General features: G+C 72.9%; 21 protein-coding genes, 2 rRNA genes and 1 riboswitch. Of the genes, 16 read left to right on the top strand and 7 right to left on the bottom strand.

Features of this window, described 5'->3' with window-relative positions:
• From ABT093_RS06810 to ABT093_RS06870, 13 genes are all read left to right on the top strand, one after another.
• A 23S ribosomal RNA gene (locus tag ABT093_RS06810) occupies window positions 1-93 on the top strand; the annotation flags it as partial.
• A gap of 80 nt (window positions 94-173) precedes the next feature.
• Window positions 174-290: ribosomal RNA gene (gene rrf, locus ABT093_RS06815) — 5S ribosomal RNA — on the top strand.
• A gap of 97 nt (window positions 291-387) precedes the next feature.
• Window positions 388-1,008, top strand: coding sequence for a cardiolipin synthase ClsA (clsA, locus tag ABT093_RS06820; protein ID WP_350561177.1), 621 nt, complete (start codon window positions 388-390; stop codon window positions 1,006-1,008).
• Window positions 1,009-1,132: 124 nt separating this feature from the next.
• Window positions 1,133-3,628 (top strand): sugar phosphate nucleotidyltransferase, encoded by a 2,496-nt coding sequence (locus ABT093_RS06825; protein WP_350561179.1) that lies wholly within the window; start codon window positions 1,133-1,135, stop codon window positions 3,626-3,628.
• 216 nt (window positions 3,629-3,844) lie between these two features.
• On the top strand, window positions 3,845-4,936 hold the full coding sequence (locus ABT093_RS06830) for a DUF881 domain-containing protein (protein WP_350561181.1): 1,092 nt from the start codon (window positions 3,845-3,847) through the stop codon (window positions 4,934-4,936).
• Entirely contained in the window at window positions 4,933-5,265 is a 333-nt protein-coding gene (locus tag ABT093_RS06835; RefSeq protein ID WP_344340336.1) for a small basic family protein, read from the top strand. The genes ABT093_RS06830 and ABT093_RS06835 overlap by 4 nt, the downstream gene beginning before the upstream one ends.
• A gap of 55 nt (window positions 5,266-5,320) precedes the next feature.
• Window positions 5,321-6,370 carry a DUF881 domain-containing protein gene (locus ABT093_RS06840; protein WP_350561183.1) on the top strand — a complete coding sequence of 350 codons (1,050 nt, stop codon included), beginning with the start codon at window positions 5,321-5,323 and terminating at the stop codon, window positions 6,368-6,370.
• Window positions 6,371-6,815: 445 nt separating this feature from the next.
• Complete coding sequence (locus ABT093_RS40930) at window positions 6,816-7,358, top strand: double zinc ribbon and FHA domain-containing protein (RefSeq protein ID WP_376090360.1); 543 nt, start codon at window positions 6,816-6,818, stop codon at window positions 7,356-7,358.
• Window positions 7,359-7,537: 179 nt separating this feature from the next.
• Complete coding sequence (ftsR, locus tag ABT093_RS06850) at window positions 7,538-8,233, top strand: transcriptional regulator FtsR (RefSeq protein WP_350561187.1); 696 nt, start codon at window positions 7,538-7,540, stop codon at window positions 8,231-8,233.
• A gap of 85 nt (window positions 8,234-8,318) precedes the next feature.
• Window positions 8,319-8,795: a bifunctional nuclease family protein gene (locus ABT093_RS06855; RefSeq protein ID WP_030062493.1), complete on the top strand. Its 477-nt coding sequence runs from the start codon at window positions 8,319-8,321 to the stop codon at window positions 8,793-8,795.
• A gap of 262 nt (window positions 8,796-9,057) precedes the next feature.
• Window positions 9,058-9,720 carry a MerR family transcriptional regulator gene (locus ABT093_RS06860; protein ID WP_350561189.1) on the top strand — a complete coding sequence of 221 codons (663 nt, stop codon included), beginning with the start codon at window positions 9,058-9,060 and terminating at the stop codon, window positions 9,718-9,720.
• 103 nt (window positions 9,721-9,823) lie between these two features.
• On the top strand, window positions 9,824-10,558 hold the full coding sequence (locus ABT093_RS06865; protein WP_350561191.1) for a SanA/YdcF family protein: 735 nt from the start codon (window positions 9,824-9,826) through the stop codon (window positions 10,556-10,558).
• Window positions 10,559-10,610: 52 nt separating this feature from the next.
• On the top strand, window positions 10,611-12,002 hold the full coding sequence (locus ABT093_RS06870) for a DNA polymerase IV (RefSeq protein ID WP_350561193.1): 1,392 nt from the start codon (window positions 10,611-10,613) through the stop codon (window positions 12,000-12,002).
• Between the two features lie 142 nt (window positions 12,003-12,144).
• Here ABT093_RS06870 and ABT093_RS06875 read toward each other — a convergent pair whose 3' ends face one another.
• Together ABT093_RS06875 and ABT093_RS06880 are read right to left on the bottom strand one after the other, a co-directional pair.
• Window positions 12,145-13,635 carry an MFS transporter gene (locus ABT093_RS06875; protein WP_350561195.1) on the bottom strand — a complete coding sequence of 497 codons (1,491 nt, stop codon included), beginning with the start codon at window positions 13,633-13,635 and terminating at the stop codon, window positions 12,145-12,147.
• A 148-nt stretch (window positions 13,636-13,783) separates the two neighbouring features.
• Entirely contained in the window at window positions 13,784-15,001 is a 1,218-nt protein-coding gene (locus ABT093_RS06880) for a PRC and DUF2382 domain-containing protein (RefSeq protein WP_350561197.1), read from the bottom strand.
• A 216-nt stretch (window positions 15,002-15,217) separates the two neighbouring features.
• Window positions 15,218-15,322, top strand: a riboswitch (glycine riboswitch).
• 241 nt (window positions 15,323-15,563) lie between these two features.
• On the opposite strand from ABT093_RS06880, the gene gcvP reads away from it, so the two are divergent.
• Window positions 15,564-18,464 carry an aminomethyl-transferring glycine dehydrogenase gene (gene gcvP, locus ABT093_RS06885; RefSeq protein ID WP_350561199.1) on the top strand — a complete coding sequence of 967 codons (2,901 nt, stop codon included), beginning with the start codon at window positions 15,564-15,566 and terminating at the stop codon, window positions 18,462-18,464.
• Window positions 18,465-18,552: 88 nt separating this feature from the next.
• On the opposite strand, the gene ABT093_RS06890 is transcribed toward gcvP, so the two are convergent.
• Entirely contained in the window at window positions 18,553-18,744 is a 192-nt protein-coding gene (locus ABT093_RS06890; RefSeq protein WP_266273201.1) for a DUF5999 family protein, read from the bottom strand.
• A 347-nt stretch (window positions 18,745-19,091) separates the two neighbouring features.
• Window positions 19,092-19,712, bottom strand: a complete 621-nt coding sequence (locus tag ABT093_RS06895) for a hypothetical protein (protein ID WP_350561201.1) — start codon at window positions 19,710-19,712, stop codon at window positions 19,092-19,094.
• A gap of 364 nt (window positions 19,713-20,076) precedes the next feature.
• On the opposite strand from ABT093_RS06895, the gene ABT093_RS06900 reads away from it, so the two are divergent.
• Entirely contained in the window at window positions 20,077-21,582 is a 1,506-nt protein-coding gene (locus ABT093_RS06900; RefSeq protein WP_350561203.1) for a glutamate-cysteine ligase family protein, read from the top strand.
• A gap of 124 nt (window positions 21,583-21,706) precedes the next feature.
• Window positions 21,707-22,495 carry a CPBP family intramembrane glutamic endopeptidase gene (locus tag ABT093_RS06905; RefSeq protein WP_350561205.1) on the top strand — a complete coding sequence of 263 codons (789 nt, stop codon included), beginning with the start codon at window positions 21,707-21,709 and terminating at the stop codon, window positions 22,493-22,495.
• On the opposite strand, the gene ABT093_RS06910 is transcribed toward ABT093_RS06905, so the two are convergent.
• The 3 genes from ABT093_RS06910 to ABT093_RS06920 all read right to left on the bottom strand — a co-directional run bounded on the left by ABT093_RS06910 (window position 22,473) and on the right by ABT093_RS06920 (window position 25,196).
• Window positions 22,473-23,003: an HAD domain-containing protein gene (locus ABT093_RS06910; RefSeq protein WP_350561207.1), complete on the bottom strand. Its 531-nt coding sequence runs from the start codon at window positions 23,001-23,003 to the stop codon at window positions 22,473-22,475. The two genes, ABT093_RS06905 and ABT093_RS06910, sit on opposite strands and share 23 nt — an antisense overlap.
• A gap of 109 nt (window positions 23,004-23,112) precedes the next feature.
• Window positions 23,113-24,411 (bottom strand): MFS transporter, encoded by a 1,299-nt coding sequence (locus tag ABT093_RS06915; protein ID WP_350561209.1) that lies wholly within the window; start codon window positions 24,409-24,411, stop codon window positions 23,113-23,115.
• Between the two features lie 83 nt (window positions 24,412-24,494).
• The gene (locus tag ABT093_RS06920; RefSeq protein WP_350561211.1) at window positions 24,495-25,196 is read right to left on the bottom strand and encodes a dienelactone hydrolase family protein; all 702 of its coding nucleotides are present in this window, start codon (window positions 25,194-25,196) and stop codon (window positions 24,495-24,497) included.
• Window positions 25,197-25,248: the final 52 nt, after the last annotated feature.

Consider the following 25,248-nt stretch of genomic DNA (forward strand, 5'->3'; position numbering starts at 1 on the left):
GGCTCCCAGTAGACGACTGGGTTGATAGGCCGGATATGGAAGCCCTGTGAGGGGTGGAGTTGACCGGTACTAATAGGCCGAGGGCTTGTCCTCAGTTGCTCGCGTCCACTGTGTTGTTCTGAAACAACGACCCCCGTTTTCGTGGCGGGTTCCGGTCGACAGTTTCATAGTGTTTCGGTGGTCATAGCGTGAGGGAAACGCCCGGTTACATTCCGAACCCGGAAGCTAAGCCTCATAGCGCCGATGGTACTGCAGGGGGGACCCTGTGGGAGAGTAGGACGCCGCCGAACAAATTTTCTGGAGAAGCCCCCGCCGGTCATCGGTCGGGGGCTTCTCTGTTGTAAGGTCAACATGCAGTAGTTGCTAGACGTGACAGGAGGCCCCCGGGTGGAGGTCCAGGAGACGCGGGTCCAGACCGATCGCGTCCTCACCATCCCCAACCTGCTGAGCATGGGCCGGCTGGTCGGTGTTCCGCTCTTCCTCTGGCTGATCCTCTGGCCGGTGTTCGACGGACCGAACAACGACGGTTGGGCCTTGCTGATTCTGATGCTCAGTGGCATCAGTGATTACCTGGACGGGAAACTCGCCCGGAGGTGGGGTCAGATCTCCCGGGTGGGGCAGCTGCTCGACCCGCTGGCGGACCGCCTCTATGTCTTCTCCACCCTCGTCGGTCTGACCTGGCGTGAGATCCTGCCGTGGTGGCTGACGGCGATCCTGCTGGCCCGTGAGGTCTTTATCGCGGCGCTTCTGCCGATTCTCAACCGGCACGGCTACGGGCCGTTGCAGGTGAGTTTCCTGGGGAAGGCCGCGACATTCAACCTGATGTACGCTTTTCCGTTGCTGCTGCTCGGCTCCGGGGACAGCTGGATCGCCCGGCCGGCCGAGATCGTGAGCTGGGCGTTCATCTGGTGGGGCACGGTCCTGTACTGGTGGGCCGCCATTCTCTACGCGGTGCAGGCGCGACAGATCGTCCGCGGCAGCACGGGCTCCTCGGTGTCCACGGTCTGAGACGTGATCTGAGAGAATTCCCACGGCGCCACGGTGCGTCGGACGATACCTTCCGGGTAGACCACCTCTGGAACGGTTTGATGGACCCGCAGGGCCCACCACCGCGAAGGAGGACGCACCCGTAATGAAAGCCGTTGTTATGGCAGGGGGCGAAGGCACTCGACTTCGCCCGATGACCTCCAGCATGCCGAAGCCGCTGCTTCCGGTCGCCAATAGGCCGATCATGGAGCACGTGCTTCGGCTGCTGAAGCGGCACGGTCTCTCCGACACCGTCGTGACCGTCCAGTTCCTGGCCTCACTGGTGAAGAACTACTTCGGTGACGGTGAAGAGCTGGGCATGCATCTCACCTATGCGAACGAGGAGACCCCACTCGGCACTGCGGGGAGTGTCAAGAACGCCGAGGACGCCCTGAAGGACGACTCCTTTCTGGTGATCTCCGGCGACGCGCTGACGGACTTCGACCTCTCTGAATTGATCGAGTTTCACCGCAGTAAGAACGCACTGGTCACCGTCTGTCTCACCAGGGTGCCGAATCCCCTGGAGTTCGGAATCACGATCACCGACGACGAGGGTCGGGTCGAGCGCTTCCTGGAGAAGCCGACCTGGGGGCAGGTCTTCTCGGACACGGTGAACACCGGTATCTACGTGATGGAACCCGAGGTCTTCGACTACGTCGCGGCCGGCGAGTCCGTGGACTGGTCGAGTGACGTGTTCCCGCAGTTGCTCAAGGAGGGCAAGCGGGTCTACGGATACGTGGCCGAGGGCTACTGGGAGGACGTGGGCACCCACGAGAGTTACGGCAAGGCCCAGGCGGACGTCCTGGAAGGCAAGGTCGACGTCGAGATCGACGGGTTCGAGATCTCCCCGGGCGTCTGGGTGGCCGAGGGCGCCGAGGTGGACCCGGAGGCGGTGCTGCGCGGTCCGCTGTACATCGGCGACTACGCCAAGGTCGAGGCCGGCGTGGAGATCCGCGAGCACACCGTGCTCGGCAGCAACGTCGTGGTGAAGCGCGGTGCCTTCCTGCACCGGACGGTCGTGCACGACAACGTGTACATCGGGCCGCAGAGCAATCTGCGGGGCTGTGTCGTGGGTAAGAACACCGATGTGATGCGGGCCGCGCGGATCGAGGACGGCGCGGTGATCGGGGACGAGTGCCTGGTCGGCGAGGAGTCGATCATCGCGGCCAACGTCCGGGTCTACCCGTTCAAGACCATCGAGGCCGGCGCGGTGGTCAACACCTCGGTGATCTGGGAGTCACGGGGCCAGGAGCACCTGTTCGGGCTGCGCGGCGTCTCCGGCATCCTCAACGTCGAGATCACCCCGGAGCTGGCCGTCCGGCTCGCCGGGGCGTACGCGACGACCCTGAAGAAGGGCGCGACCGTCACCATCGCGCGTGACCACTCGCGTGGTGCGCGTGCGCTCAAGCGGGCGATGATCTCCGCGCTGCAGACCAGCGCGATCGACGTCCGGGACCTGGAGAACGTGCCGATGCCGGTCGCCCGGCAGCACACGGCGCGGGGCAGCGCGGGCGGGATCTTCCTGCGGACCACCCCCGGGGTGCCGGACTCGCTGGACATCCTGTTCTTCGACGAGCGCGGGGCCGATCTCTCCCAGGCCGGCCAGCGCAAGCTCGACCGCGTCTACGCGCGCCAGGAGTACCGGCGGGCCTTCCCCGGCGAGATCGGCGACCTCACCTTCCCGTCCAGCGTCTTCGACTCCTACGCCGGCAACCTGCTGCGGACCGTGGACATCACGGGCGTGCGGGAGGCGGGGCTGAAGGTGGTCGTGGACACCGCGCACGGCAGTGCGGGGCTCGTCCTGCCGAGCATCCTCGGCCGGCTCGGGGTGGAGGCGCTGACGGTCTCCAGCGGACTCGACGAGGCACGGCCCACCGAGGACGCCGAGGAACGGCGGGCCGGGCTGGCACGGCTCGGCGAGCTGGTGGCCTCCTCCCGCGCGGCCTTCGGTGTGCGCTTCGACCCGGTGGGCGAGCGGGTGGCCTTCGTCGACGAGCTGGGCCGGGTGATCGACGACGACCGGGCGCTGCTGGTCCTGCTGGACCTGGTCGCGGCCGAGCGGCGGAGCGGGCAGGTGGCGCTGCCGGTGACGACGACGCGGATCGCCGAGCAGGTCGCGGCCTACCACGGCACGCAGGTCATCTGGACCACCACGACGCCGGACGACCTCGCCAAGGCGGCCTCCGCCGAGGGCACGGTGTTCGGCGGTGACGGGCGCGGCGGCTTCGTGGTCCCCGAGTTCAGCGAGGTGCTGGACGGGGCGGCGGCGTTCGTCCGGCTGGTCGGTCTGGTGGCCCGTACCCAGCTCACGCTGAGCCAGATCGACGCGCGCATCCCGCAGGCGCACATCCGCCGGCGGGACATCGCGACGCCGTGGGCGGCGAAGGGCATGGTGATGCGCTCGGTGGTGGAGGCGGCCGGCAGCCGGCGGCTGGACACCACGGACGGCGTCCGGGTGGTCGAGGCGGACGGGCGCTGGACGCTGGTCCTGCCGGACCCGGCCGAGGCGGTCACCCACCTGTGGGCCGAGGGTCCGGACGACGCGGCGAGCGAGGCCCTGCTCGACGAGTGGGCGGCGGTGGTCGACAGCGCCGGGCGGTGAGCCCGGGGCGGGGCGGGGTGGCTCCGGCCGCCCCGCCCCGCCCTGCCCCGCCCCACTGTCCGTTTCGGGCGGTTGGTCACGGTCCGTCGCCTTTGGCATGTCCGCAGGTCAGGGGGCGTGCGCGGGGGGCCCGTGCGACATGGGACGATGGTCCGCATGTCAGCGACGCCGGGGCAGGGTGCCAGCAGTGGACGGTACAACCGTCCGGATGCCTCGATGTCCCTGCTGACGAACGTGATGGACCACAGCCTGGACGAGGGCTACGCCGAGGCGGCGGCCGCGCGCGGCGGGGACGGACCGTACCGGATACCGGGGACGGCGCGCGGGCTGCTGACGCTGGGCGCCGGGCTGGCGCTCGTCGGCGCCGTCGTCACGGTCGGGGCGGTGAACGCCCACAAGGCGGAGCCGACGCTGGCCAGGGAGCGCGACGCCCTGATCCACCGGATCAACGATGCCAACGGCTCCGCCGACCAGCTCCAGCGGCAGGTCCAGGACCTGCGCCGGAAGGTCGAGAGCACCCAGCAGCACGCGCTCGCCTCGGGGGACGGCGACTCCGCGGCGGTGGCCGGCGCGGTCGGCCTCGGTGAGGTCACCGGGCCCGGGGTGAAGCTGGTGGTGGAGGACGCGCCCGGGACCGGCGCCGGCGGGAACGTCGACCCGCGCTCCGGGCAGGGCTTCTCCAACAGCGGACGGCTGCGCGACCGCGATCTGCAGCTGGTGGTGAACGGGCTCTGGGCCTCGGGGGCGGAGGCGGTGTCGATCAACGGACAGCGGCTCACCGCGCTCTCGGCGATCCGCGCGGCCGGTGAGGCCGTGCTGGTGGACAACCGGCCGCTGGTGCCGCCGTACACCGTGCAGGCGCTCGGGGACGGGCCCCGGCTGGTGAGCGCCTTCGAGAACGCCATGGCGGGCCAGTACCTGCGGCTGTTGCAGGAGAAGTACGGCATCAAGTCGACCATCTCGGCGCAGAAGAGCCTCACGCTGCCCGCGGCCGTGGGTGTCACGCTGCGGACCGCCCAGCCCGCCACCCCCGAGGCCTCGCCGTCCGCGAGCCCGACCGCCGGTCCGTCGGGGAGCCCGACCGGCAGCCCCGGCGCGGCCGCGACGCCGACGGGCGGATCGTCCGCGAGTCCCTCGGCCAGCGCCTCCGCGAGCCCGTCCGCCGGGGCCTCGCCGTCGGCGAAGGCGACCGGGCAGACCGGTGGGAAGCGCTCGCCGAGTGCCCCGGCCAGAAGCACGACCTCGAACCCGACCACCGCGACCACCACCGGGTCGCCGTCCGCAGCGACAGGAGCCGCTACACCGTGATTGCCGTACTGGGTCTCGTGATCGGGGTCGTCGTCGGACTCTTCGTCCAGCCCGAGGTGCCCGACGCCGTGGTGCCGTACCTGCCGATCGCGGTGGTGGCGGCGCTGGACGCGGTGTTCGGCGGCGTCCGCGCGATGCTGGACGGGATCTTCGACGACAAGGTGTTCTTCGTTTCCTTCCTGTCGAACGTGGTGGTGGCGGCGCTGATCGTCTTCCTCGGCGACCAGCTGGGCGTCGGCTCGCAGCTGTCCACCGGTGTGGTCGTCGTCCTCGGCATCCGCATCTTCTCCAACGCCGCGGCGATCCGGCGCCATGTCTTCCGCGCCTGAGCCGGACCGCGGGCGCGCGGCGGAGAAGAAAGTGGACGGATCGGCGGGAGAAGTTGTGCAGGACGAGAAGCGCGGGGAAAAGACCGCGGACGAGGCGGTGACCGCGCCGGTCGAGGCGGCCGCGCCCGAGCCGGTGCGCGCCCCCGCGGTGCCGCCTGCGCCCGCGCGTGCGCCGGAGGTGGCGGCGGGCAGGCCCAGCGCGGACTCCGGTACGCCGCTGCCCGGGAAACAACCGCGGCCCGAGGACGACCGGCCGCAGGAGCGTTCGCGGCCCGAGGACGGGCAACCCGACGACGACCTGCCCGAGGACGACCTGCCCGAGGACGACCTGGAGGAGCCCGAGCACGCCCCGATGTCGGTCTCCGCGCAGGCGGTCGACCGGCAGGCCGGACGGCGGCGGCTGCTGGCCGCGCTGTGGCCGCCGCGGCTGTCGCGCGGTCAGCTGGTGGTGGCCCTGCTGCTGTTCTCGCTCGGGCTGGGCCTGGCGATCCAGGTCCGCTCCACCAACGACCACCACAGCCAGCTGCGCGGGGCGCGCCAGGAGGACCTGGTTCGCATCCTCGACGAACTGGACAGCCGCCAGCAGCGTCTGCAGCAGGAGAAGGCGGAGTTGGAGCAGTCCCTGGCCAAGTTGGAGAACAGCTCCAACCAGGCCAAGGAGGCCCAGGAGCAGACCCGGAAGAAGGTGACGGAACTCGGCGTCCTCGCCGGGACCGTCCGGGCCACCGGTCCGGGCATCGTACTGACGGTCGATGATCCCCAAGGGCAGGTGAAGGCAGATATGCTGCTGGACACCCTGCAGGAACTCCGAGCGGCGGGGGCGGAGGCGATTCAGATCAACGATGTGCGCGTGGTGGTCAACACCTACTTCACGGACGTGTCCGGCGGTGTGCAGATCGACGGCAAGAAGGTCTCGGCGCCCTACCGCTTCACCGTCGTGGGGAATCCGCAGGACCTCACGCCCGCGTTGAACATTCCGGGAGGTGTCGTCCGTACCCTGGAGAGTCACCAGGCGCGCGCGACGATCTCCCAGCAGCAGAAGGTCGTCGTCGACGCCCTCGTCGATCCGAAGACGCCGCAGTACGCCAAGCCGGCTCCGAAGTGACCGTCATGTTCGGAGTGCCACTCCCGCCGGCCCGATCCACGACCGGGCCCGCACCCTGTCCGAGGTTCTCACCCTGCCCCACGGGCGGGTCTGTCACACGCAAGGGGATTCGCCCGTGAGTTTCTTCTCGAAGTTGTTCGGTCGTAACAAGGGCCGCAACGCGGCCGCGGCGGAGGCGCCCACCGCGCTGCACCGCCGGGACGACGAGCCCGCCGTGCCGGGCATGCGCTCCGCCCCCGAGGGCGCGGAGTACGCCGAGCGTCCGCTGTTCCGGGACGGTGCCCAGTACGCGGGGAATCAGGCGGGCTACGGCGCGTCGGTTGACCCCTCCGGCGCCCCGCGCATAGGTTTCCCGACAGGACCCTCAACCTCTGGTGGAGGGTTTGCCCCGGACCCGTACGCCGGGCACAACCCGTCGGGTGTGCCGCGCCAGGAGGCTGTGAACATGGCTGGCCCCACTCCGTGCCCCAGGTGCGGCAACCCGAACCCGGCCTCGGCGCGCTTCTGTTCCAACTGCGGTACGGCGCTGCGCGGCGGGCTGCTGCCCGAGGGGTCGGCCGAGACCACCTCGACCATCTCGATCTCCGGCCTGGAGTCCTACGACCCCAACACCACGACCGGGACCGGCACGCCGGCGCTCTCGGCCGAGGTGCTCGCGGCGATCGACGCGCTGCCCCCGGGCTCGGCCCTGCTGATCGTCCAGCGCGGCCCGAACTCCGGCAGCCGGTTCCTGCTGGACTCGGACAAGACCACCGCCGGCCGTCACCCGCAGGGTGACATCTTCCTGGACGACGTCACGGTCTCCCGCAAGCACGTGGAGTTCCGCCGGACGCCGGGCGGCGGCTTCACCGTCGCCGACGTCGGCAGCCTGAACGGCACCTACGTCAACCGGGAGCGGATCGACGAGGTCGCCCTGAACAACGGCGACGAGGTGCAGATCGGGAAGTACCGGCTGGTCTTCTTCGCCAGCCACAACCGGGGGTACTGAAACCAACGTCGGCAGGAGCCCGAGTGAGTCCGAACACCCCTTCCTCTCCTCTCGGGGCGGCCACCCCCGCGTTGTCCGGCCCCCGGCCGGACCAGGGCGCGCGGGGGGTGGTCGCGGCGCCCAGGCAGCCGGTCCGTCCGGACCGGCCCGCCGGGCGGCGGCGCGGTGGTGACGAGCTGTTGAGCATCGGCGCCGTGCTGGCCTTCCTGCGCGACGACTTCCCCGAGGTCACCATCTCCAAGATCCGCTTCCTGGAGGCGGAGGGGCTGGTCGAGCCGCAGCGCACCCCCTCGGGGTACCGCAAGTTCAGCCCGGCCGACGTCGAGCGGCTGGCCTACGTGCTGCGGATGCAGCGCGACCACTACCTGCCGCTGCGGGTGATCCGCGAGCACCTGGACGCGATCGAGCGCGGCGAGAGCCCGCCCGCGCTGCCCGGGGCCGCGGAGTCCCGGCCCGGGCCGATGGAGGAGGCGGACCGCGAGCTGACCGCCTCGGCCGAGGCCTCCGCCGGGGTCCGGCTGGGCCGGGCCGAGCTGCTGGCGGCCGCCGAGGCCGGCGAGGCCGAGCTCGCCGAGTGGGAGTCCTACGGGCTGGTCGCCCCCGGCCCGGACGGCGGCTACGACGGCGAGGCGCTGCAGGTCGCCCGGCTGGTCGCCGAACTCGGCCGGTACGGGCTGGAGCCTCGCCACCTGCGGGCCATGAAGGCCGCCGCGGACCGGGAGATCGCCCTGGTCGAGCAGGTCGTGGCGCCGCTGCGGCGGCACCGCAACCCGCAGACCAGGGCGCACGCCGAGGCCACCGCGCGGGAGCTCGCGACGCTCTCCGTCCGGCTGCACGCGGCGATGGTCCAGGCGGGCCTGCGGATCCGTTCATAACACCTGCCCGCCCGGGCCGACGCCCTGACCAGCGGCGTCGGCGCTGCGCTTTCATATCCGGGTCGGGGGCCATAGGGTTGCCTGTGTGAATGAGCTCGACGTCGTGGGTGTCCGGGTGGAGATGCCTTCCAACCAGCCGATCGTGCTGCTGCGGGAGGTCGGGGGCGATCGGTACCTGCCGATCTGGATCGGCCCCGGCGAGGCGACCGCGATCGCCTTCGCCCAGCAGGGCATGACGCCGGTGCGCCCGCTGACGCACGACCTCTTCAAGGACGTCCTGGAGGCGCTCGGCCAGCAGCTCACCGAGGTCCGGATCACCGATCTGCGCGAGGGCGTCTTCTACGCCGAGCTGGTCTTCGCCGGCGGGGTGGAGGTGAGCGCCCGGCCGTCCGACGCGATAGCGCTGGCGCTGCGCACCGGCACGCCCATCTACGGGAGCGAGGAGGTGCTCGCCGAGGCGGGCATCGCGATCCCGGACGAGCAGGAGGACGAGGTCGAGAAGTTCCGCGAGTTCCTCGACCAGGTGTCGCCGGAGGACTTCGGCGGGGGCGGCCCGCAGTAGCGGTCGGAGCGTCCCCGGGGTCGCCGCGGATCCGGCCGGCGGGCCGATGTGCCGCAGGCGGCGCGGCTGTTTTGCCAAAAGCCGTCCCCCTACCCACACTAGGGGCACGAAAAACCACTCTCCTGAGTGATGTGGTCTGTTCGGCCCGGCGTGGCGATCGTTGACGGGCCATAGGGGACTGCCTACCGTCAGGAGGGGCTGCCCGGGTGTCCGATTCGCCTGCGGCCCGGGTTGCCCGCAGCACGAGTGGACGGAGGTAGGCATGACCGGCACTGGCGACGAAGTGGCCGCGGGAGGCCTGTGCGCCGTGCACCTGCCGCGCACCCCCCGCACGGTGACCGAGCTGCCCCGGACGGCGGAGCTGCCGAGGGTGGGCCGGTTCCCGGCGGTGCAGCCCGGCCAGCCGGCCCTGGAGCGGTTCTCGCCGACGTCCGAGCTGATCGGTTACCGGGGGCCGACCGCCTGCGCGGCGGCCGGGATCACCTACCGCCAGCTGGACTACTGGGCCCGCACCGGCCTGCTGGAGCCCAGCGTCCGCTCGGTGTACCCGGCGAGCAGCCAGCGGCTCTACAGCTTCCGCGACATCCTGCTGCTGAAGATCGTCAAGCGGCTGCTGGACGCCGGCGTCTCGCTGCAGAACATCCGGGTGGCGGTCGCCCATCTGCAGGCCGCCGAGATCGCCGACCTGGCCGGGCTGACGCTGATGTGCGACGGCGCGACGGTGTACGAGTGCACCACGCCCCAGCAGGTGGTCGACCTGATGAAGGGCGGCCAGGGGGTCTTCGGGATCGCGGTCGGCGCGGTCTGGCGGGAGCTGGAGCTGACCCTGGTGCGGCTGCACGGGGAGCGGACGGACACCGGTGAGACGGTGGTCGGCCACGACCCGGCGGACGAGCTGGCGCAGCGGCGCAACCGGGCGGTCTAGGGACGGCCGAGGAGGAGTCACGCGCGGCGCCGCGGGCCCGGACGGGGAACCGTCCGGGCCCGCGGCGTCGTCGTGCCCGGTGACCACGACGAGGGAGGGGCACGTGCGGTTCGGTTCCGGGATCCCGGGTCTGCTGGCGCGCCGGGCGGTGCGGCTCGGCCTGCGGCTGCGCCGGCGGTCGGCGCAGCGGCGGCTGTTCCAGCTGGTGACGGCCGCCTGCGCGGTGGCGCTCGCGCCGAGCGCCTGGCTGTGGCTGGCGGCGGGGGACCGGGTGGGGACGGTGGAGAGCGCGCCCTCGGCGCCGGTGGCGGTGGTGTTCGGCGCCGGGCTGTTCGACGGCAGGCCCTCGCCGTACCTGGCGCACCGGCTGGACGCGGCGGTGGAGCTGTACGGGCGGGGCAAGGTCCAGGCGATCCTGGTGACCGGTGACAACGGCCGGGTGGGCTACGACGAGACCGACGCGATGCGCGGGTACCTGATCGAGCACGGGGTGCCGGAGGTGCGGGTGGTCGGCGACTACGCGGGGTTCGACACCTGGGACTCCTGCACCCGGGCGCACCGGATCTTCGGGGTGGACCGGGCGGTGCTGGTGAGCCAGGACTTCCACGTCCGCCGGGCGCTGGCGCTCTGCGAGGCGGCGGGCATCGAGTCCTACGCGGTGGGTGTGCCGGAGGAGCGGGACGTCACCTGGCTGTACGGCGGGTTCCGGGAGATCCCGGGGGCCGGGAAGGCCGCGCTGAACGCCTGGCTGCGGCCGGACCCGCTGTTCCTGGGCCCGCGCGAGGCGGGCATACCGCAGGCGCTGGCGGACGCGGGCCGGGTCCGGGCCGCGCACTGAGGCGACGGCCGGGTTCGGCGGCGTTGTCGGAGCCGTACGGCATGATCGGCAGGTGCGGTCACTGCCGAGCATCATCCACCTCGACATGGACGCCTTCTTCGCCTCGGTGGAGCAGGCGGCCAAGCCGAGCCTGCGCGGCAAGCCGGTGATCGTCGGCGGGCTGGGCGGGCGCGGGGTGGTCTCGACGGCCTCCTACGAGGCCCGGCGGTTCGGGGTGCACTCGGCGATGCCGATGGCCCAGGCGCGCCGGCTCTGTCCGAACGCGGCCTTCCTGGCCGGCCGCTTCGAGGCGTACCGGCAGGTGAGCGAGCTGGTGATGGCGCTGTTGCGGGAGCTGTCGCCGCTGGTGCAGCCGCTGAGCCTGGACGAGGCCTTCGTCGACCTGGAGGCCGGCCCCTACGGTCCGGTGCTGGCCGAGGCCGAGCACGGCACGGGGGAGCGGCTGGTGCTGGCCCTGGCGGAGGACCTCCGGGCGGACATCGAGCGGCGCACCGGGCTGACCGCCTCGGTCGGACTGGCCGGGTCCAAGCTGATGGCCAAGATCGCCTCCGAGCAGGCGAAGCCGGACGGGCTGGTGCTGATCGAGCCGGGGCAGGAGCGGGCGGTGCTCGGGCCGATGCCGGTGCGGGCGCTGCCGGGGGTCGGGCCGGCCACCGAGCAGGTGCTGCGCCGGGCGGGGCTGAACACGGTGGCCGAGCTCGCGGAGGCGGGCGAGGCGGAGCTGGTGCAGCTGCTGGGCAAGGCGCACGGGGCGGGCGTGTTCCAGATGTCGACCGGACTGGACGACCGGCCGGTGGTGGCGGACCAGGACGCCAAGTCGGTCTCGGTGGAGGACACCTTCGAGGTGGACCTGGCGGACCGGGACCGGGTGCTGCGGGAGGTGGAGACGCTCGCGCTGCGCTGCGTGCGGCGGCTGCGCGGTGCCGGGCGCTCGGGGCGGACGGTGGTGCTGAAGGTGCGGCGCTTCGACTTCTCGACGCTGACCCGCTCGGAGACGCTGCGCGGTCCGACGGACGACGAGACGGTGATCGTCGAGACGGCCCGGCGGCTGGCCGCGCAGGTGGACATCACCGGCGGGGTGCGGTTGCTGGGCGTCGGGGTGGCGCAGCTGGCCGACTACACCCAGGAGGACCTGTTCGCGCAGGCGGTCCGGGAGGAGGCGCAGGCCGCGGCCGAGGCGGTCGGCGCCGAGGAGGAGCCGGAGGCGGCCGGGGAGGAGGCCGTGGTGGTGCGGCGCTGGCTGCCCGGGCAGGACGTGCGCCACGCGGAGCTGGGGCCGGGGTGGGTGCAGGGCAGCGGGGTGGGGCGGGTGACGGTGCGCTTCGAGACGCCGTGGAGCGGGCCGGGGCGGGTGCGGACCTTCGCGATCGAGGATCCGGAGCTGGAGCCGGCCAGGCCGCTGCCGCTGCGCGAGGGGTGGCCCACGGGGGAGGACGAGGAGTAGGCGGGGACGCGAAGCGGCCCCACCCGGCGGGGAGCCGGGTGGGGCCGCGTGCGGTTCCGGGCCTCGGACGGTCGCGATGCCCTCGGTGACCGTCCGGGTCCGGTCCCCGCGCCCTGTCCCTGGGCGCGGGTCGGACGCCTCGTCAGGCGTCGGTCTTCACCGGCTTGCGGCCGGAGGTCTGGTCCGCGGTCCGGTTGCCGGTGGTCACGCTGGTGACCGGCTTGACGGTGCGGATGAGGAACGGGACGGCGCCGGCCACGACGCAGACCACGGCGGCGGCCCAGAACGCGTGCTCGTAGGCGTCCAGGGTGGGCAGCGAGACCGGGATCGGCAGCTTCATGGTGTCGCCGGTGAGGATGGCGGCCATGACGGCGGTGCCGATCGCGCCGCCGACGGTGCGCAGCACGGCGTTCATGCCGTTGGCGATGCCGCTCTGCTCGGCCGGGACGGCGCCGTTGATGTAGGCGGGCATCGCCGAGAAGGCGAGGCCGATGCCGAGGCCGAAGATCGCCGAGGCGAGGTAGATGTCGCCCTCGTGGCTGTGCCGCAGGGCCAGGTAGCCCATCGAGACGGCGCCGAGGACACCGCCGAGGACCAGCGGCAGGCGCGGGCCGCGGCGGGCGATCAGCAGGGCGCCGACCGGGGCGGCGACCATCGAGCCCAGGGCGGAGGGCAGCAGCATCACGCCGGCGTGCAGCACGGTGGCGGTGAAGCCGTAGTGGGCGAGCTTCTCCGGGGTCTGGGCGAAGTTGCTGATGACCATGAACGAGCCGTACATGCCGAAGCCGATCAGCAGGCCGGCCAGGTTGGTGAAGGCGACGGCCGGACGGGACATCATCGTCATGTCGACCAGCGGGTGCGCGACCTTGACCTCGATGACGCCCCAGATCAGGGCGACCACGGCGGCGACGGCGAACAGGCCGAGCGTCTTGGTGGAGGTCCAGCCCCAGTGGTTGCCCTGGCTGACCGCGACCAGCAGGGCGGAGAGCCAGCCGGCGAGGGTGATCGCGCCGAGCGGGTCGGCGCCGCCGTCCTTGTCGGTGACCGGGTCGGTGGGCACCCGCAGGGCGACCAGGGCGACCGCGATCAGGCCGAAGACCAGGCCCATCCAGAAGATGGACTTGTAGCTCCAGTGCTCCAGCAGCAGGCCGGTGGCGACCAGGCCGAGGCCGCTGCCGACGCCCATGGAGGCGCTGATGGCGGCGACGCCGCCGGTCACCTTCTGCTTGGGCAGCTCGTCGCGGACGATGCTGATGGCGAGCGGCAGCACGCCACCGCCGGCGCCCTGGAGCACGCGGGCGACGACCAGCCAGGTGAAGGAGTGGGTGGAGACCGCGAGGGCGGAGCCCGCGACGAGGCCGCCGAGCGAGATGAGCAGCATCGGCTTGCGGCCGCGCAGGTCGCCGAAGCGGCCCAGCAGGGGGGTCAGCACGGCGGCGGACAGCAGGTTGGCCGTCATCAGCCAGGTGATGCTGGAGCCGGAGACGTTCAGTTCCCTGGCGAGCGAGGGCAGGATCGGGACGACCGCGGTCTGCACCACGCTGAACGACAGCATCGCCAGGATGAGGGCCGGCAGGACCCGGGCGCTGCTCTGCTTCTCGGCCGCGGTGGTGGGCTGTGGTGCCTCACTCACGGTTGCTTCCTCCCGTACATAGTGAATGAACTGAAGTAACCATGCAGGGAGATACTTCAGAGTGTCAAATATTCATTGGTTAAGCCTTGGCAAAGACGAAGGACCCCGGCCGGAGAGTGGCCGGGGTCCTTCGTGGGGGCGGGTGGGGTCAGGCGAGCGGCCGGGCCGGTACCGGGCGGGCGGGCGGCGCGGCGGGCGGAGGCGAGGCCGGGGCGGCCGGGGAGGTCCTGGTGGTCGTGGCGTTGTCGTGGACCTCGACCTGCTCGCGCCGCAGCTCCTCGCGGATCACCTCCTCGGTGGTGTACCGCTCGACCACCAGGCGGACCCGTTCGACCGGCGCCAGGTACTTGCGGACCACCGGGCGCTCCTCGCGCAGGGTGACCTCCTCCACGGCCTCGGCGATCTCCTTCTCGTCCAGCAGGGCCCGCTCGGCCTCGCCGACCGGCACCCGCTCGACCCGGACCCGCTCGCGGACCACCGGGACCCGGCGCTCCACCTGCTCGCTGGTCACGTACTTGCGCAGCCTGGCGGTGCCGACCACGTGCCACTCGGTGGTGATGTCCAGGCGCTCCTCGCGGCTGGTGATCTCCACCCGGCCGACCGGGGAGGCGGCGGCCGGGTCGGTCTCCGGCCGGGTGGTGCGCGGCGGCGACGGCGGCTGCGGTTCGACGGCAGGCTGCGGCGCGGCGGGTGCCGCGCCGACGGGTGCGGGCGCGGGCGTGGGGGCGGTCGCCGGGGCCGGGCCGGCGGGTGCGGAGGTGGTCGGGGCGGGGGTGACGGGGGTTCGCACGGGGGTCTCCGGGGTGGGGTCTGCCGGTTTGCCGAGGTCGGCCGACCGGTGGAAGGTGAGCTGCTTGGCCGGGCGCGCCGCGTTGGTGCCGTGGGCGGAGCCCGTCCCGTTGGTGGTGGCCGTCCCGTTCGGGGCGGGTGGAGCCGCGGCGGCGGTGCCGGAGTCCGTGGTCCTGCCCGCGGCGGTGCCCGCGGTGGTGCCGAAGTCGAGGTCGGCCGGCTCCGTCCCCGAGTCCTCGCCGGCCGCCGACGGCCGCCCGTCCGCCGGGGTGTCCAGCCCGTAGTAGCGGTAGAGCTGGAGTTCCTGGGCGGGCGACAGGTGCTGGCCGACGCCGAAGTCCGGTGACTCCTTCACCAGGGACTTGTCGTACGGCACCCGCAGCTCGTCGCCGGAGAACTCGCTCGTGGTCAGCGGGACGAACGCGTCGCGGCCGAAGATGCCGGTCCGGACGGCGGCCCACTCGGGCCGGCCGGTGGCGTCGTCGAGGTACACCTCGTCGATGGTGCCGATCTTGTCCCCGTTGCGGTCGACCGCTTTGTGGCCGATGAGGTCCCGGGGGTCGATGTCGGTCTGCACTCTTTTCCTCCAGTGCGCGGTGAGCTCGCGGAACGCCCGCAGGACAGCGGCACTTCACACCAAAAGCCATGAACCGGACGCGCGCGAGCGGGGTGCGTCCGGACGGGCCGGGGGCTGCGCCGACCGGGTCACCGGCGCGGTCAGCGGCAAAGTCGTCGAAGGACCTGACGCACCCGTGATGGCGGTGCCTCCCGCTGGTACCCTGGGCGCGACCGCCGAGCCCGCTCGGGAGAGTCCCCGACAGCGGGAAACCACTGGTCGGGGCGCCGAAGGAGCAACTCCTCCCCGGAATCTCTCAGGCATCCGTACCGTGCGGGATAGGTCACTCTGGAAAGCAGGGCAGGATCGCGGGCGAGGGAGCCGGCGGACCCCACCCTCACCGACGGTGCAAGCCGGCGGGGCGTCCCACGGCGCTCCGTGCGGGCGAAGCTCTCAGGTCCCGATGACAGAGGGGGAGGCCTGTCGGGTTCGTCCGACCGGGCCGCGCCGCTGTTGTCCGCAGCGGGTGTGGCGCCCGGCGTACGCACCCCCGCCGGTCCGTGACCAGGAGGCCTCGACCACCATGAACGCCCAGCCGAACTCGGGACGCCCCACCACCCCCGCGACCCTCACCGAGCTCGAACAGGCCAGCCCCTTCGAGAACCGCCACATCGGCCCCGACGCCGCCGCGCAGGAGAAGATGCTGGCCCAGGTCGGCTACGGCTCGCTGGACGAGCTGGCCACCGCCGCCGTCCCCGAGGCGATCCGCTCGATCACGGCCCTCGACCTGCCCGCCGGGCGCAGCGAGGCCGAGGTCCTCGCCGAGCTGCGCGAGCTGGCCGGCCGCAACACCGTGCTCACGTCGATGATCGGCCTGGGCTACTACGGCACCTTCACCCCGCCGGTGATCCTGCGCAACGTCATGGAGAACCCGGCCTGGTACACCGCGTACACCCCGTACCAGCCGGAGATCTCGCAGGGCCGCCTGGAGGCGCTGCTCAACTTCCAGACCCTGGTCTCCGACCTGACCGGCCTGCCCACCTCCGGCTCCTCGCTGCTGGACGAGGGCACCGCGGCCGCCGAGGCGATGGCCCTGGCCCGCCGCGTGACCAAGGTCAAGGGCGGCGTCTTCCTGGTCGACGCCGAGACCCTGCCGCAGACCGTCGCGGTGATCAACACCCGGGCCGTGCCCACCGGCGTCGAGGTGGTCGTCGCCGACCTGTCCGAGGGCATCCCGGCCGAGATCGTCGAGCGCGGCGTGTTCGGCGTGCTGCTCCAGTACCCCGGCGCCACCGGCGTGGTCCGCGACCTCACCCCGGTGATCGAGCAGGCCCACGGCCTGGGCGCGATCGTCGCCGTCGCCGCCGACCTGCTCGCGCTCACCCTGCTGAAGTCCCCGGGGGAGCTCGGCGCCGACATCGCCTGCGGCACCTCCCAGCGCTTCGGCGTGCCGATGGGCTTCGGTGGCCCGCACGCCGGCTACCTGGCCGTGCGCGCCGAGTACGCGCGCTCGCTGCCCGGGCGTCTGGTCGGCGTCTCCGTCGACGCCGACGGCAACCGCGCCTACCGCCTGGCCCTGCAGACCCGCGAGCAGCACATCCGCCGCGAGAAGGCCACCAGCAACATCTGCACCGCCCAGGTGCTGCTCGCCGTGATGGCCTCGATGTACGCCGTCTACCACGGCCCGGACGGCCTGGCCGACATCGCCCGCCGCACCCACCGCTACGCCGCCGCCCTCGCCGAGGGCCTGCGGGCCGGCGGCGTCGAGCTGCTGCACGGCGAGTTCTTCGACACCGTCACCGCGGTCGTCCCGGGCCGCGCCGCCGAGATCGCCGCCGCCGCCCGCGCCCAGGGCATCAACGTCTTCCAGGACGGCGCGGACCGGATCTCGGTCTCCACCGACGAGACCACCACCCGCGAGCACCTGGCGGGCGTCTGGGCCGCGTTCGGCGTCGAGGGCGTCGAGGTGGCGGAGAGCGCCGACGCGCTGCCCGCCGCGCTGCTGCGCGAGGACGAGTACCTGACCCACCCGGTCTTCCACAGCCACCGCTCGGAGACCGCCATGCTGCGCTACCTGCGCCGCCTGTCGGACCGGGACTACGCGCTGGACCGCGGCATGATCCCGCTGGGCTCCTGCACCATGAAGCTCAACGCGACCACCGAGATGGAGTCGGTGACCTGGCCGGAGTTCGGCCAGCTGCACCCCTTCGCGCCGGTCGACCAGGCCGAGGGCTTCCTGACCCTGATCCGCGGGCTGGAGCGCCAGCTGGTCGAGGTGACCGGCTACGACGCCGTGTCCATCCAGCCGAACGCCGGTTCCCAGGGCGAGCTGGCCGGCCTGCTGGCCGTCCGCGCCTACCACCACGCCAACGGCGACACCCAGCGCGACGTCTGCCTCATCCCGTCCTCCGCGCACGGCACCAACGCCGCCTCCGCGGTGATGGCGGGCATGCGCGTGGTCGTGGTCAAGACCCTGGTCGACGGCGACGTCGACGTCGCGGACCTCAAGGCCAAGATCGAGCAGCACCGCGACAACCTCGCCGTGCTGATGGTCACCTACCCGTCCACCCACGGCGTGTACGAGACCCAGATCACCGAGATCTGCGGCCTGGTGCACGAGGCCGGCGGCCAGGTGTACGTCGACGGCGCCAACCTGAACGCGCTGGTCGGCCTGGCCAAGCCGGGCAAGTTCGGCGCGGACGTCTCGCACCTGAACCTGCACAAGACCTTCTGCATCCCGCACGGCGGCGGCGGCCCGGGCGTCGGCCCGGTGGCGGTGCGCGCGCACCTCGCGCCGTACCTGCCGAACCACCCGCTGCAGGAGGAGGCCGGCCCGGCCACCGGCGTCGGCCCGATCTCGGCCGCCCCGTGGGGCTCGGCGGGCATCCTGCCGATCTCCTGGTCGTACGTCCGGCTGATGGGCGGCGAGGGCCTCAAGCGCGCCACCCAGGTCGCGGTGCTGAACGCCAACTACATCGCCAAGCGGCTCGCGGCGCACTTCCCGGTGCTCTACACCGGCCCCGGCGGTCTGGTGGCGCACGAGTGCATCATCGACCTGCGCCCGCTCACCAAGGAGACCGGCGTGAGCGTGGACGACATCGCCAAGCGCCTGATCGACTACGGCTTCCACGCGCCGACGATGTCCTTCCCGGTGGCCGGCACGCTGATGATCGAGCCGACCGAGTCCGAGGACCTGTACGAGATCGACCGGTTCTGCGACGCGATGATCGAGATCCGGGCCGAGATCGAGAAGGTCGGCTCGGGCGCCTGGGCGGCCGAGGACAACCCGCTGTGCAACGCCCCGCACACCGCGGCCGCGCTGGCCGGCGACTGGGCGCACGGCTACACCCGCCAGGAGGCGGTCTTCCCGGCCGGCGTGAACCCGGCGGACAAGTACTGGCCGCCGGTCAGCCGGATCGACGGCGCGTACGGCGACCGCAACCTGGTCTGCTCCTGCCCGCCGCTGGACGAGTACGGCGTCTGACCGACGCCCGGCACACGGCAGGGCCCCGGCGGATCCGTCCGCCGGGGCCCTGCCCGTCGCGCTCGTTCCGCCGTGGCGGCCCGGCGGCTCAGACCGCGCTCGCGGCCGGGCGGCGCGGGGCGATCACCCGGCCGTCGGGCAGCAGCTCGCCGGTGTCCTCGAACAGCAGGACGCCGTTGCAGAGCAGGCTCCAGCCCTGCTCGGGGTGGCAGGCCACCGGGACGGCGGCCTCGCGGTCCTCGGACTCGGCCGACGGGCACTCAGGACGGTGCTGGCACATGCGTACCCTCGCTTCGCTCTGCGATCCTCCCCGTGACGAGGTGTCGCCGGTGGCCGGCGGGCGCCGCCGCGGTGGTCGGATTCTGTCCGGCGCCGGGCCAGGTGTGGACCGGCGCTCAAGTGGGTAGGACAGGAGGTCCTTCCACGCTGGTTCCCAGTGTCGGCATCTGCGGACGCGCGCGCAGCGATTTCGTGACATGCGCCACAACCCCCGGGCAGAGATCACCCGTTCAGGTGGTCCGGGGCCGAAGGCGGCACCGGACGGGCCATCGGGCGGGCGGCCCGGTCGGGCCATGCCGGATGACCCGTCCGGGGGGCGCCGGATCGGGCGGCGGACGGTCCCGGGTCTCAGAGCGCCCCGGAGGCGAGCCGGGCGGAGTCCGCCGTGCCGAGCAGCAGCGGGCGCGGCGCGGCCTGGGGGCGGGCGGCGGGCGTCCGGGCCAGCAGCGGCAGCAGTTCGGCGGCCGGGTGGGCGCGGTGCGCGGTGACGCCCATCGGTGCCGGGGCCAGCGGGATCAGCAGGTCGGTGCCGGGGCCGCCGTCCGGGCTGTGCAGCCACAGCGCCGTCGCGTACTGGCCGGGGAAGGTCAGCAGCCGCGGCTGGCAGCGGGAGCGGGCGGACTGGGCGAGCTGCCAGGCCTCGCGCAGCGCCCGGAGCGTGGAGTCCAGGTACGGGCCGGCGGTGAAGTGCGAGAAGGTGTGGCCCTCCGCGCCCTGCACCACCTCGGCGGCGGCGGCCACCTCGGTGCCGTCCTTGATGAGGAAGCGCCAGCCCGTCCGCCGGGCCGCGGCGAGCTCGGCGCGCGGACCCTCCAGGACGTGGACGGCGAGCGGGTGCGCGGGCAGGAGCGGCCCGGTCGGATGACGCAGCGCGGCGGCGGCGGGTTGGCGCAGCGCGGTCTCCGAGTCGAGCGCTGCGAGGACCGCGCGCAGGGCACTGGGCGGGGGCTGGGGGGTCTGCAGAGTCATGGCAAGGTCGCCTCTCCGTGCGAGATCGGCGTGCGAGTGCGGCATACCGGCATGGCTGGTGCGTCGACGGTGACGGGACCTGAGCCTTGTCCGGTTGGGCAGGATCGCGATGCCGGCGCGGCCGTTCTCTCCGGGGTCTCGCGGCGATGGCGGGCCGGGCCGTGGCGCAGTGCGAATTCTACTCGAACAGGTGCGCAGGGTGACCTGTTTATCACAGGCGGTGCCCCCGGGCAAGTCTTCAGATAGGCTGATACGGCATCAGTTTCCTTGCATTGCAAGCCAATCCAAGCGTTCGGGTATCGATCTTCGGGGTGGGCATGATGCTTGCACGGTCGGGGGCCGGCCGGCTCAGGAGGAGGAGACCATGGGCGAGAAGGTCGTGGCGACCCAGGCGGACCTTTCGGACCGGCAGATGTACCGGCGCAAGCTCCAGTCCTGTCTGGACGCGCTCGGCCGGATGCTGCGCGAGGAGCGCTTCGACCGCCCGAAGGGCGTCATGGGCCTGGAGATCGAGCTCAACCTGGCCGACGAGCAGGGCCTGCCGCTGCTGAACAACGCCCAGGTGCTCACCGCGATCGGCTCCGCCGACTTCCAGACCGAGCTGGGCCGCTTCAACATCGAGGTCAACATCGCGCCGCACCGGCTCTGCGGGCACGTCTTCGAGGAACTGCGCGAGGAACTGGACACCGGGCTGAAGTACGCCGACCGGCGGGCCGGGGAGGCCGGGGCGCGGATCGTGATGGTCGGCATCCTCCCGACCCTGGAACTCGACCACACCGGGCTCGACGCGATGTCCCACAACCAGCGGTACAGCCTGCTCAGCGACCAGATCCTGGCCGCCCGGGGCGAGGACATCACGCTGGACATCGAGGGCGTCGAGCACCTCCAGCTGGAGTCGATCACCATGGTCGCCGAGGCCGCCGCGACCTCGCTCCAGATGCACCTCCAGGTGACGCCCGAGCGGTTCTCCTCGGTGTGGAACGCCGCCCAGGCGATCTGCGGGCCGCAGCTCGCGCTCGGCGCCAACTCGCCGTTCCTGTTCGGACGGGAGCTGTGGCGCGAGACCCGCCCGGTGCTCTTCCAGCAGGCCTGCGACACCCGTTCGGCGGAGCTCAAGGCGCAGGGCGTGCGCCCGATCACCTGGTTCGGCGAGCGCTGGGTGGACTCGGCCTACGACCTGTTCGAGGAGAACCTGCGCTACTTCCCGGCGCTGCTGCCGATCTGCGACGACGAGGACCCGGCCAAGGTGCTGGCCTCCGGCGGCGTGCCGCGGCTGGCCGAGATGCGGCTGCACAACGGCACCATATACCGGTGGAACCGCCCGGTGTACGACGTCAGCGGCGGGGTGCCGCACCTGCGGGTGGAGAACCGGGCGCTGCCGGCCGGACCGACCGTGGCCGACACGCTCGCCAACGCGGCGTTCTACTACGGCGTGGTGCGGGTGCTGGCCGAGCAGTCCCGGCCGATCTGGACCAGGCTGCCGTTCGAGCGGGCCGACGAGAACTTCCGCCAGGCGGCCCGCTACGGCGTCGACGCGGTGTTCCAGTGGCCGCGGCAGGGCCGGGCCGGGCGCGGCGGCGGGCTGACCACCGTCCCCGCCGTCGACCTGGTGCTCAACGAGCTGCTGCCGATGGCCTACCAGGGCCTGGACGCCTGGGGCGTGGAGCCGGCCGACCGGGACCGCTACCTCGGCATCATCGAGCAGCGCTGCCTGCGCCGCACCAACGGCGCCTCCTGGCAGAGCGCCACCTTCCACCGGCTGCGCGAGCAGTACGGGATGGACCGGCCGGCCGCGCTGGCGGCGATGACCCGGCGGTACATGGAGCACATGCGCGGCGGCGAGCCGGTGCACACCTGGCCGGTGGGGTAGCACCTCAGGGCGCGCGCGGGGCGCTGTGGAAGGATGATCGCTCCGGTCCGCCGACGGCCGCCCGCCGGCGCCGGAGGCCGCCGACCGTCCGCCGTCCGCCGCCCGTCCGTGCTGGAGCACCGCCGTGACCACCGTCCCGACCGCACCGGAGACCGCGAAGCCGACCCGCCGCCTGCTCGGGGCGGAACTGCTGATCGTCCTCGGCCTCTCGCTCGGGGCCAGCGGCATCAGCGCGCTGATCAGCTTCACCGCCTCGCTCACCGAGACGCTGAAGCTGGGCCAGCAGGTGGCGACCCTGAACGGCTCGCGCGCCCCCGGCCGGCCCTGGCTGGACCTGGTCTGGCAGCTCTACTACATCGGCCGCGGGCTGATGCCGGTGGTGCTGGTCGGCTACCTGCTGGTGCGCGAGGGCACGGCGCTGCGGGTGCTCGGCTTCGACCTCGGGCAGAAGCTGCGCGACCTCGGCCGGGGCGCGGCCGTCGCGGCGGCGATCGGCGGCTCGGGGCTGGCGCTCTACCTGGCCTCGCAGGCGGCCGGCTACAACCTGACGGTCGCGCCGTCCGGGCTGCCGGACGTGTGGTGGCGGATCCCGGTGCTGCTGCTGTCGGCCTGGCAGAACGCGATCCTGGAGGAGGTCGTCGTCCTCGGCTACCTGCTGCGCCGGCTGGGGCAGCTGGGCTGGTCGTGGCCGGCCGCGCTGGTGGCGAGTTCGCTGCTGCGCGGCTCGTACCACCTGTACCAGGGGATCGGCGGGCTGGTCGGCAACATCGTGATGGGCATGGTGTTCTGCCTGCTGTACCGGCGCTGGGGGCGGGTGATGCCGCTGGTGGTGGCGCACGCGCTGATCGACACGGTGGCGTTCGTCGGCTACGCGCTGCTCGCCGGGCACGTCAGCTGGCTGCCCACCGGGTGAGCGCGGACACCGCCCCGGGGCGCGGCGGGCGGGACAGCAGCCGGTCCACGTGGGGGCGTTCGAGGCCCTGGCCGGGGTCGACGGCCAGCAGCAGGCGGTCGCGGCGCACCAGGGAGTTGCGGACCAGCCGGGGCGGGATGACGTCGTCGACCCAGGCGAACGGGCGGCCGGCCGCGTAGCGCAGCAGCGGCGCCCACTTGCGGGCGGAGAGCAGTTCCATCAGCGGCACCCGCGGGTCGCCGGGCTGCGGGACGTAGCCGGTGAAGCGGACGAAGGGCAGCTCGGGCAGGCCGATCGCCGGGGAGATGTGGGTGTTGGCGTGTTCCTCCCAGGTGGTCGCCCAGACCAGGTCGTAGGTGCCGGCCAGCTCGCGCAGCCAGGCGCCGTGCCGGGCGGAGAGCAGCACGGTGTAGCCGAACAGGGTGTGGGCGTCGAAGTCGGCCCCGGGCGCGGGGCAGACCGGGTTGAGCACGCCGTCGACGTCCAGGAACAGGAGTGGCTTGGGCATCGGGGGTCCCCCAGGTCTCATCCGTCGTCACCTGGACGGACGTGCCGAGCCCTCCGGCGGTTGCCGGCCGGAGGGCGCACACGGGGGCGCACGGGGTGCGCCGGAGCGTTCAGCCCGTGACGGCGTCGGCGGCGGGGACCGGGTGGGCGTGGGCGGGCGGTGCGGCGTCCGGGGCGGCCGGGCGCCGGGAGAGCCGGCGGACCTCCGGCTCCAGCAGCACGGCGGCGCTGAGGACCAGGGAGATCACCGCGCAGGCCCAGAGCGCGCCGGACAGGCCGAGCCGGTCGGCGACCGGTCCGGCGAGCGCGGTGCCGACCGGCGCCAGCGAGAGCGAGCCGAGCTCGTCGTAGGCGGTGACCCGGGAGAACGCCTCGGCCGGTATCTCCTGCTGCAGGGCGATCATCCAGTTGACGCCGAAGACGGTGACGCCGACGCCGGAGACGAACATCGCCGCGCAGAGCACCGGCATCGGGGCGGCGACCGCGAGGGCGAGCGCGGGCACGCCGAACAGGAAGACGCCCCAGTTGCCGACCAGCAGGATCCGGCGCGGCTGCCAGCGGGTCATCAGCAGGCCGGTGGCGACCAGGCCGGCGCCGTAGGCGGCCATCGCCAGGCCCCAGTCGCCGGCGCCGCCGAGCCGCTCCTTGGCGAAGGCGGGACCGTACACCGCCTCGACCGCGCCGACGCAGGCGACCAGCACCGAGAACTGGAGGACGATCACCCAGAGCCAGCGGCGGGAGGAGAACTCCCGCCAGCCCTCGCGCAGGTCGCGCAGCATGCCGCCGCCCCCGGCCGGGGCGGCGGGGGCCTGCGGCTCCAGCAGGAAGCGCAGCGCCGCGGCGGCCAGGAAGCAGACCGCGTCCAGGGCGAGCACCCAGCCGGCGCCGACCGTGGCGGTCAGCGCGCCGCCGAGCGCGGCGCCGCCGATCTGCGAGCCGTTGAAGCCCATCCGGTAGACCGAGAAGGCCCGGGCGGCGTGCTCGGGGGCGACGCTCTCCAGGATCATGCCGCCGGCGGCGGGGGAGTAGAACGCGTAGCCGGCACCGGCGCCGGCCGAGAGCAGCATCAGCTGCCAGAGGGCCGGCTCGCCGGTCAGCACCAGGACGGCGAGGGCGCCCTGGAAGACGGCGCTGAACACGTTGGCGGCGACCATGACGTGGTGGCGCGGCAGCCGGTCGGCGAGGGCGCCGCCGAGCACCAGCAGCAGGACGGTCGGCAGCAGCCGGGCGGCGGTGACGTAGCCGACGTCCGCGGTGGAGCCGCCGCCGTCCAGGATGGCGAAGGCGGTGGCGATCGGGGCGCCGGCGTTGCCGAGGCCGCTGACCACGGTGGCGGCGGTCTGGATCCGGAAGTTGCGGCTCGCCCAGGCCGGGCGGGCGGTGGGCGGAGGCGGGGGTTGGCTCTGCACCCCGTGACTATGCCGGGGCGGATGGTCCGTGTCCATCCGATATCCGGACGGGGGCGGCGGCGCCGCCACGGCGGCCCCGGGGCTCAGCCGAGGTGGCCCCAGAGGAAGGTCAGGGTGCGCCGCCAGGCGATCTCCGCCTGCAGCGGGTCGTAGGTGCCCAGCAGGTTCTCCTCGTTCATGAAGGCGTGGCCGGCCGGGTAGAAGTGGATCTCCGGGCGGACGTCGGTGGCCTCGCCGATCCGGATCGCGGCCTCGTCCACGGCGGCCATCGGGATCGCGCGGTCGTGCTCGCCGAAGTGGCCCAGCACATGGGCGCTCAGGCCCCGGTACTCGAAGTCCGGGTCGGGCGGCAGGCCGTAGAACGGGACCGCCGCGGCCACCCGGTCGCCCTCGGCGGCGGCCAGCAGCAGGGCGAAGCCGCCGCCCATGCAGAAGCCGACGACCCCGACCGCGTCGCCGACCACGCCCTCCAGGCCGAGCAGGAAGCCGACCGCGCCGCGCAGGTCCCGTACCGCCCGCTCGACCGGCAGCTCGCGCTTGAGCCGGGCGGCCTCGGCGGCGTCGTGGGTGGTCGTGCCGCCGAAGAGGTCCGGCGCGAGGACGGTGAAGCCCTCGGCGGCGAACCGGTCCGCCACGCCGGCCAGGTACGGGGTCAGGCCCCACCACTCCTGGACCACCACCAGGCCGGGGCCGACGCCCTGCGGCGGGCGGGCCAGGTAGCCGTGGGCCTCGCGGCCGTTGCTCGGGAAGGTGACGTTCTGCCGGGAGCCGCCCTGGTCAGGCATGGCTTCCTCTCGGGGGACGGACCGCCGGGCACGGCGGCGGGTCGGTGGCCGG

Source organism: Kitasatospora sp. NPDC002551, assembly GCF_040296005.1.
In the GTDB taxonomy this organism is placed as follows: Bacteria; Actinomycetota; Actinomycetes; order Streptomycetales; family Streptomycetaceae; genus Kitasatospora.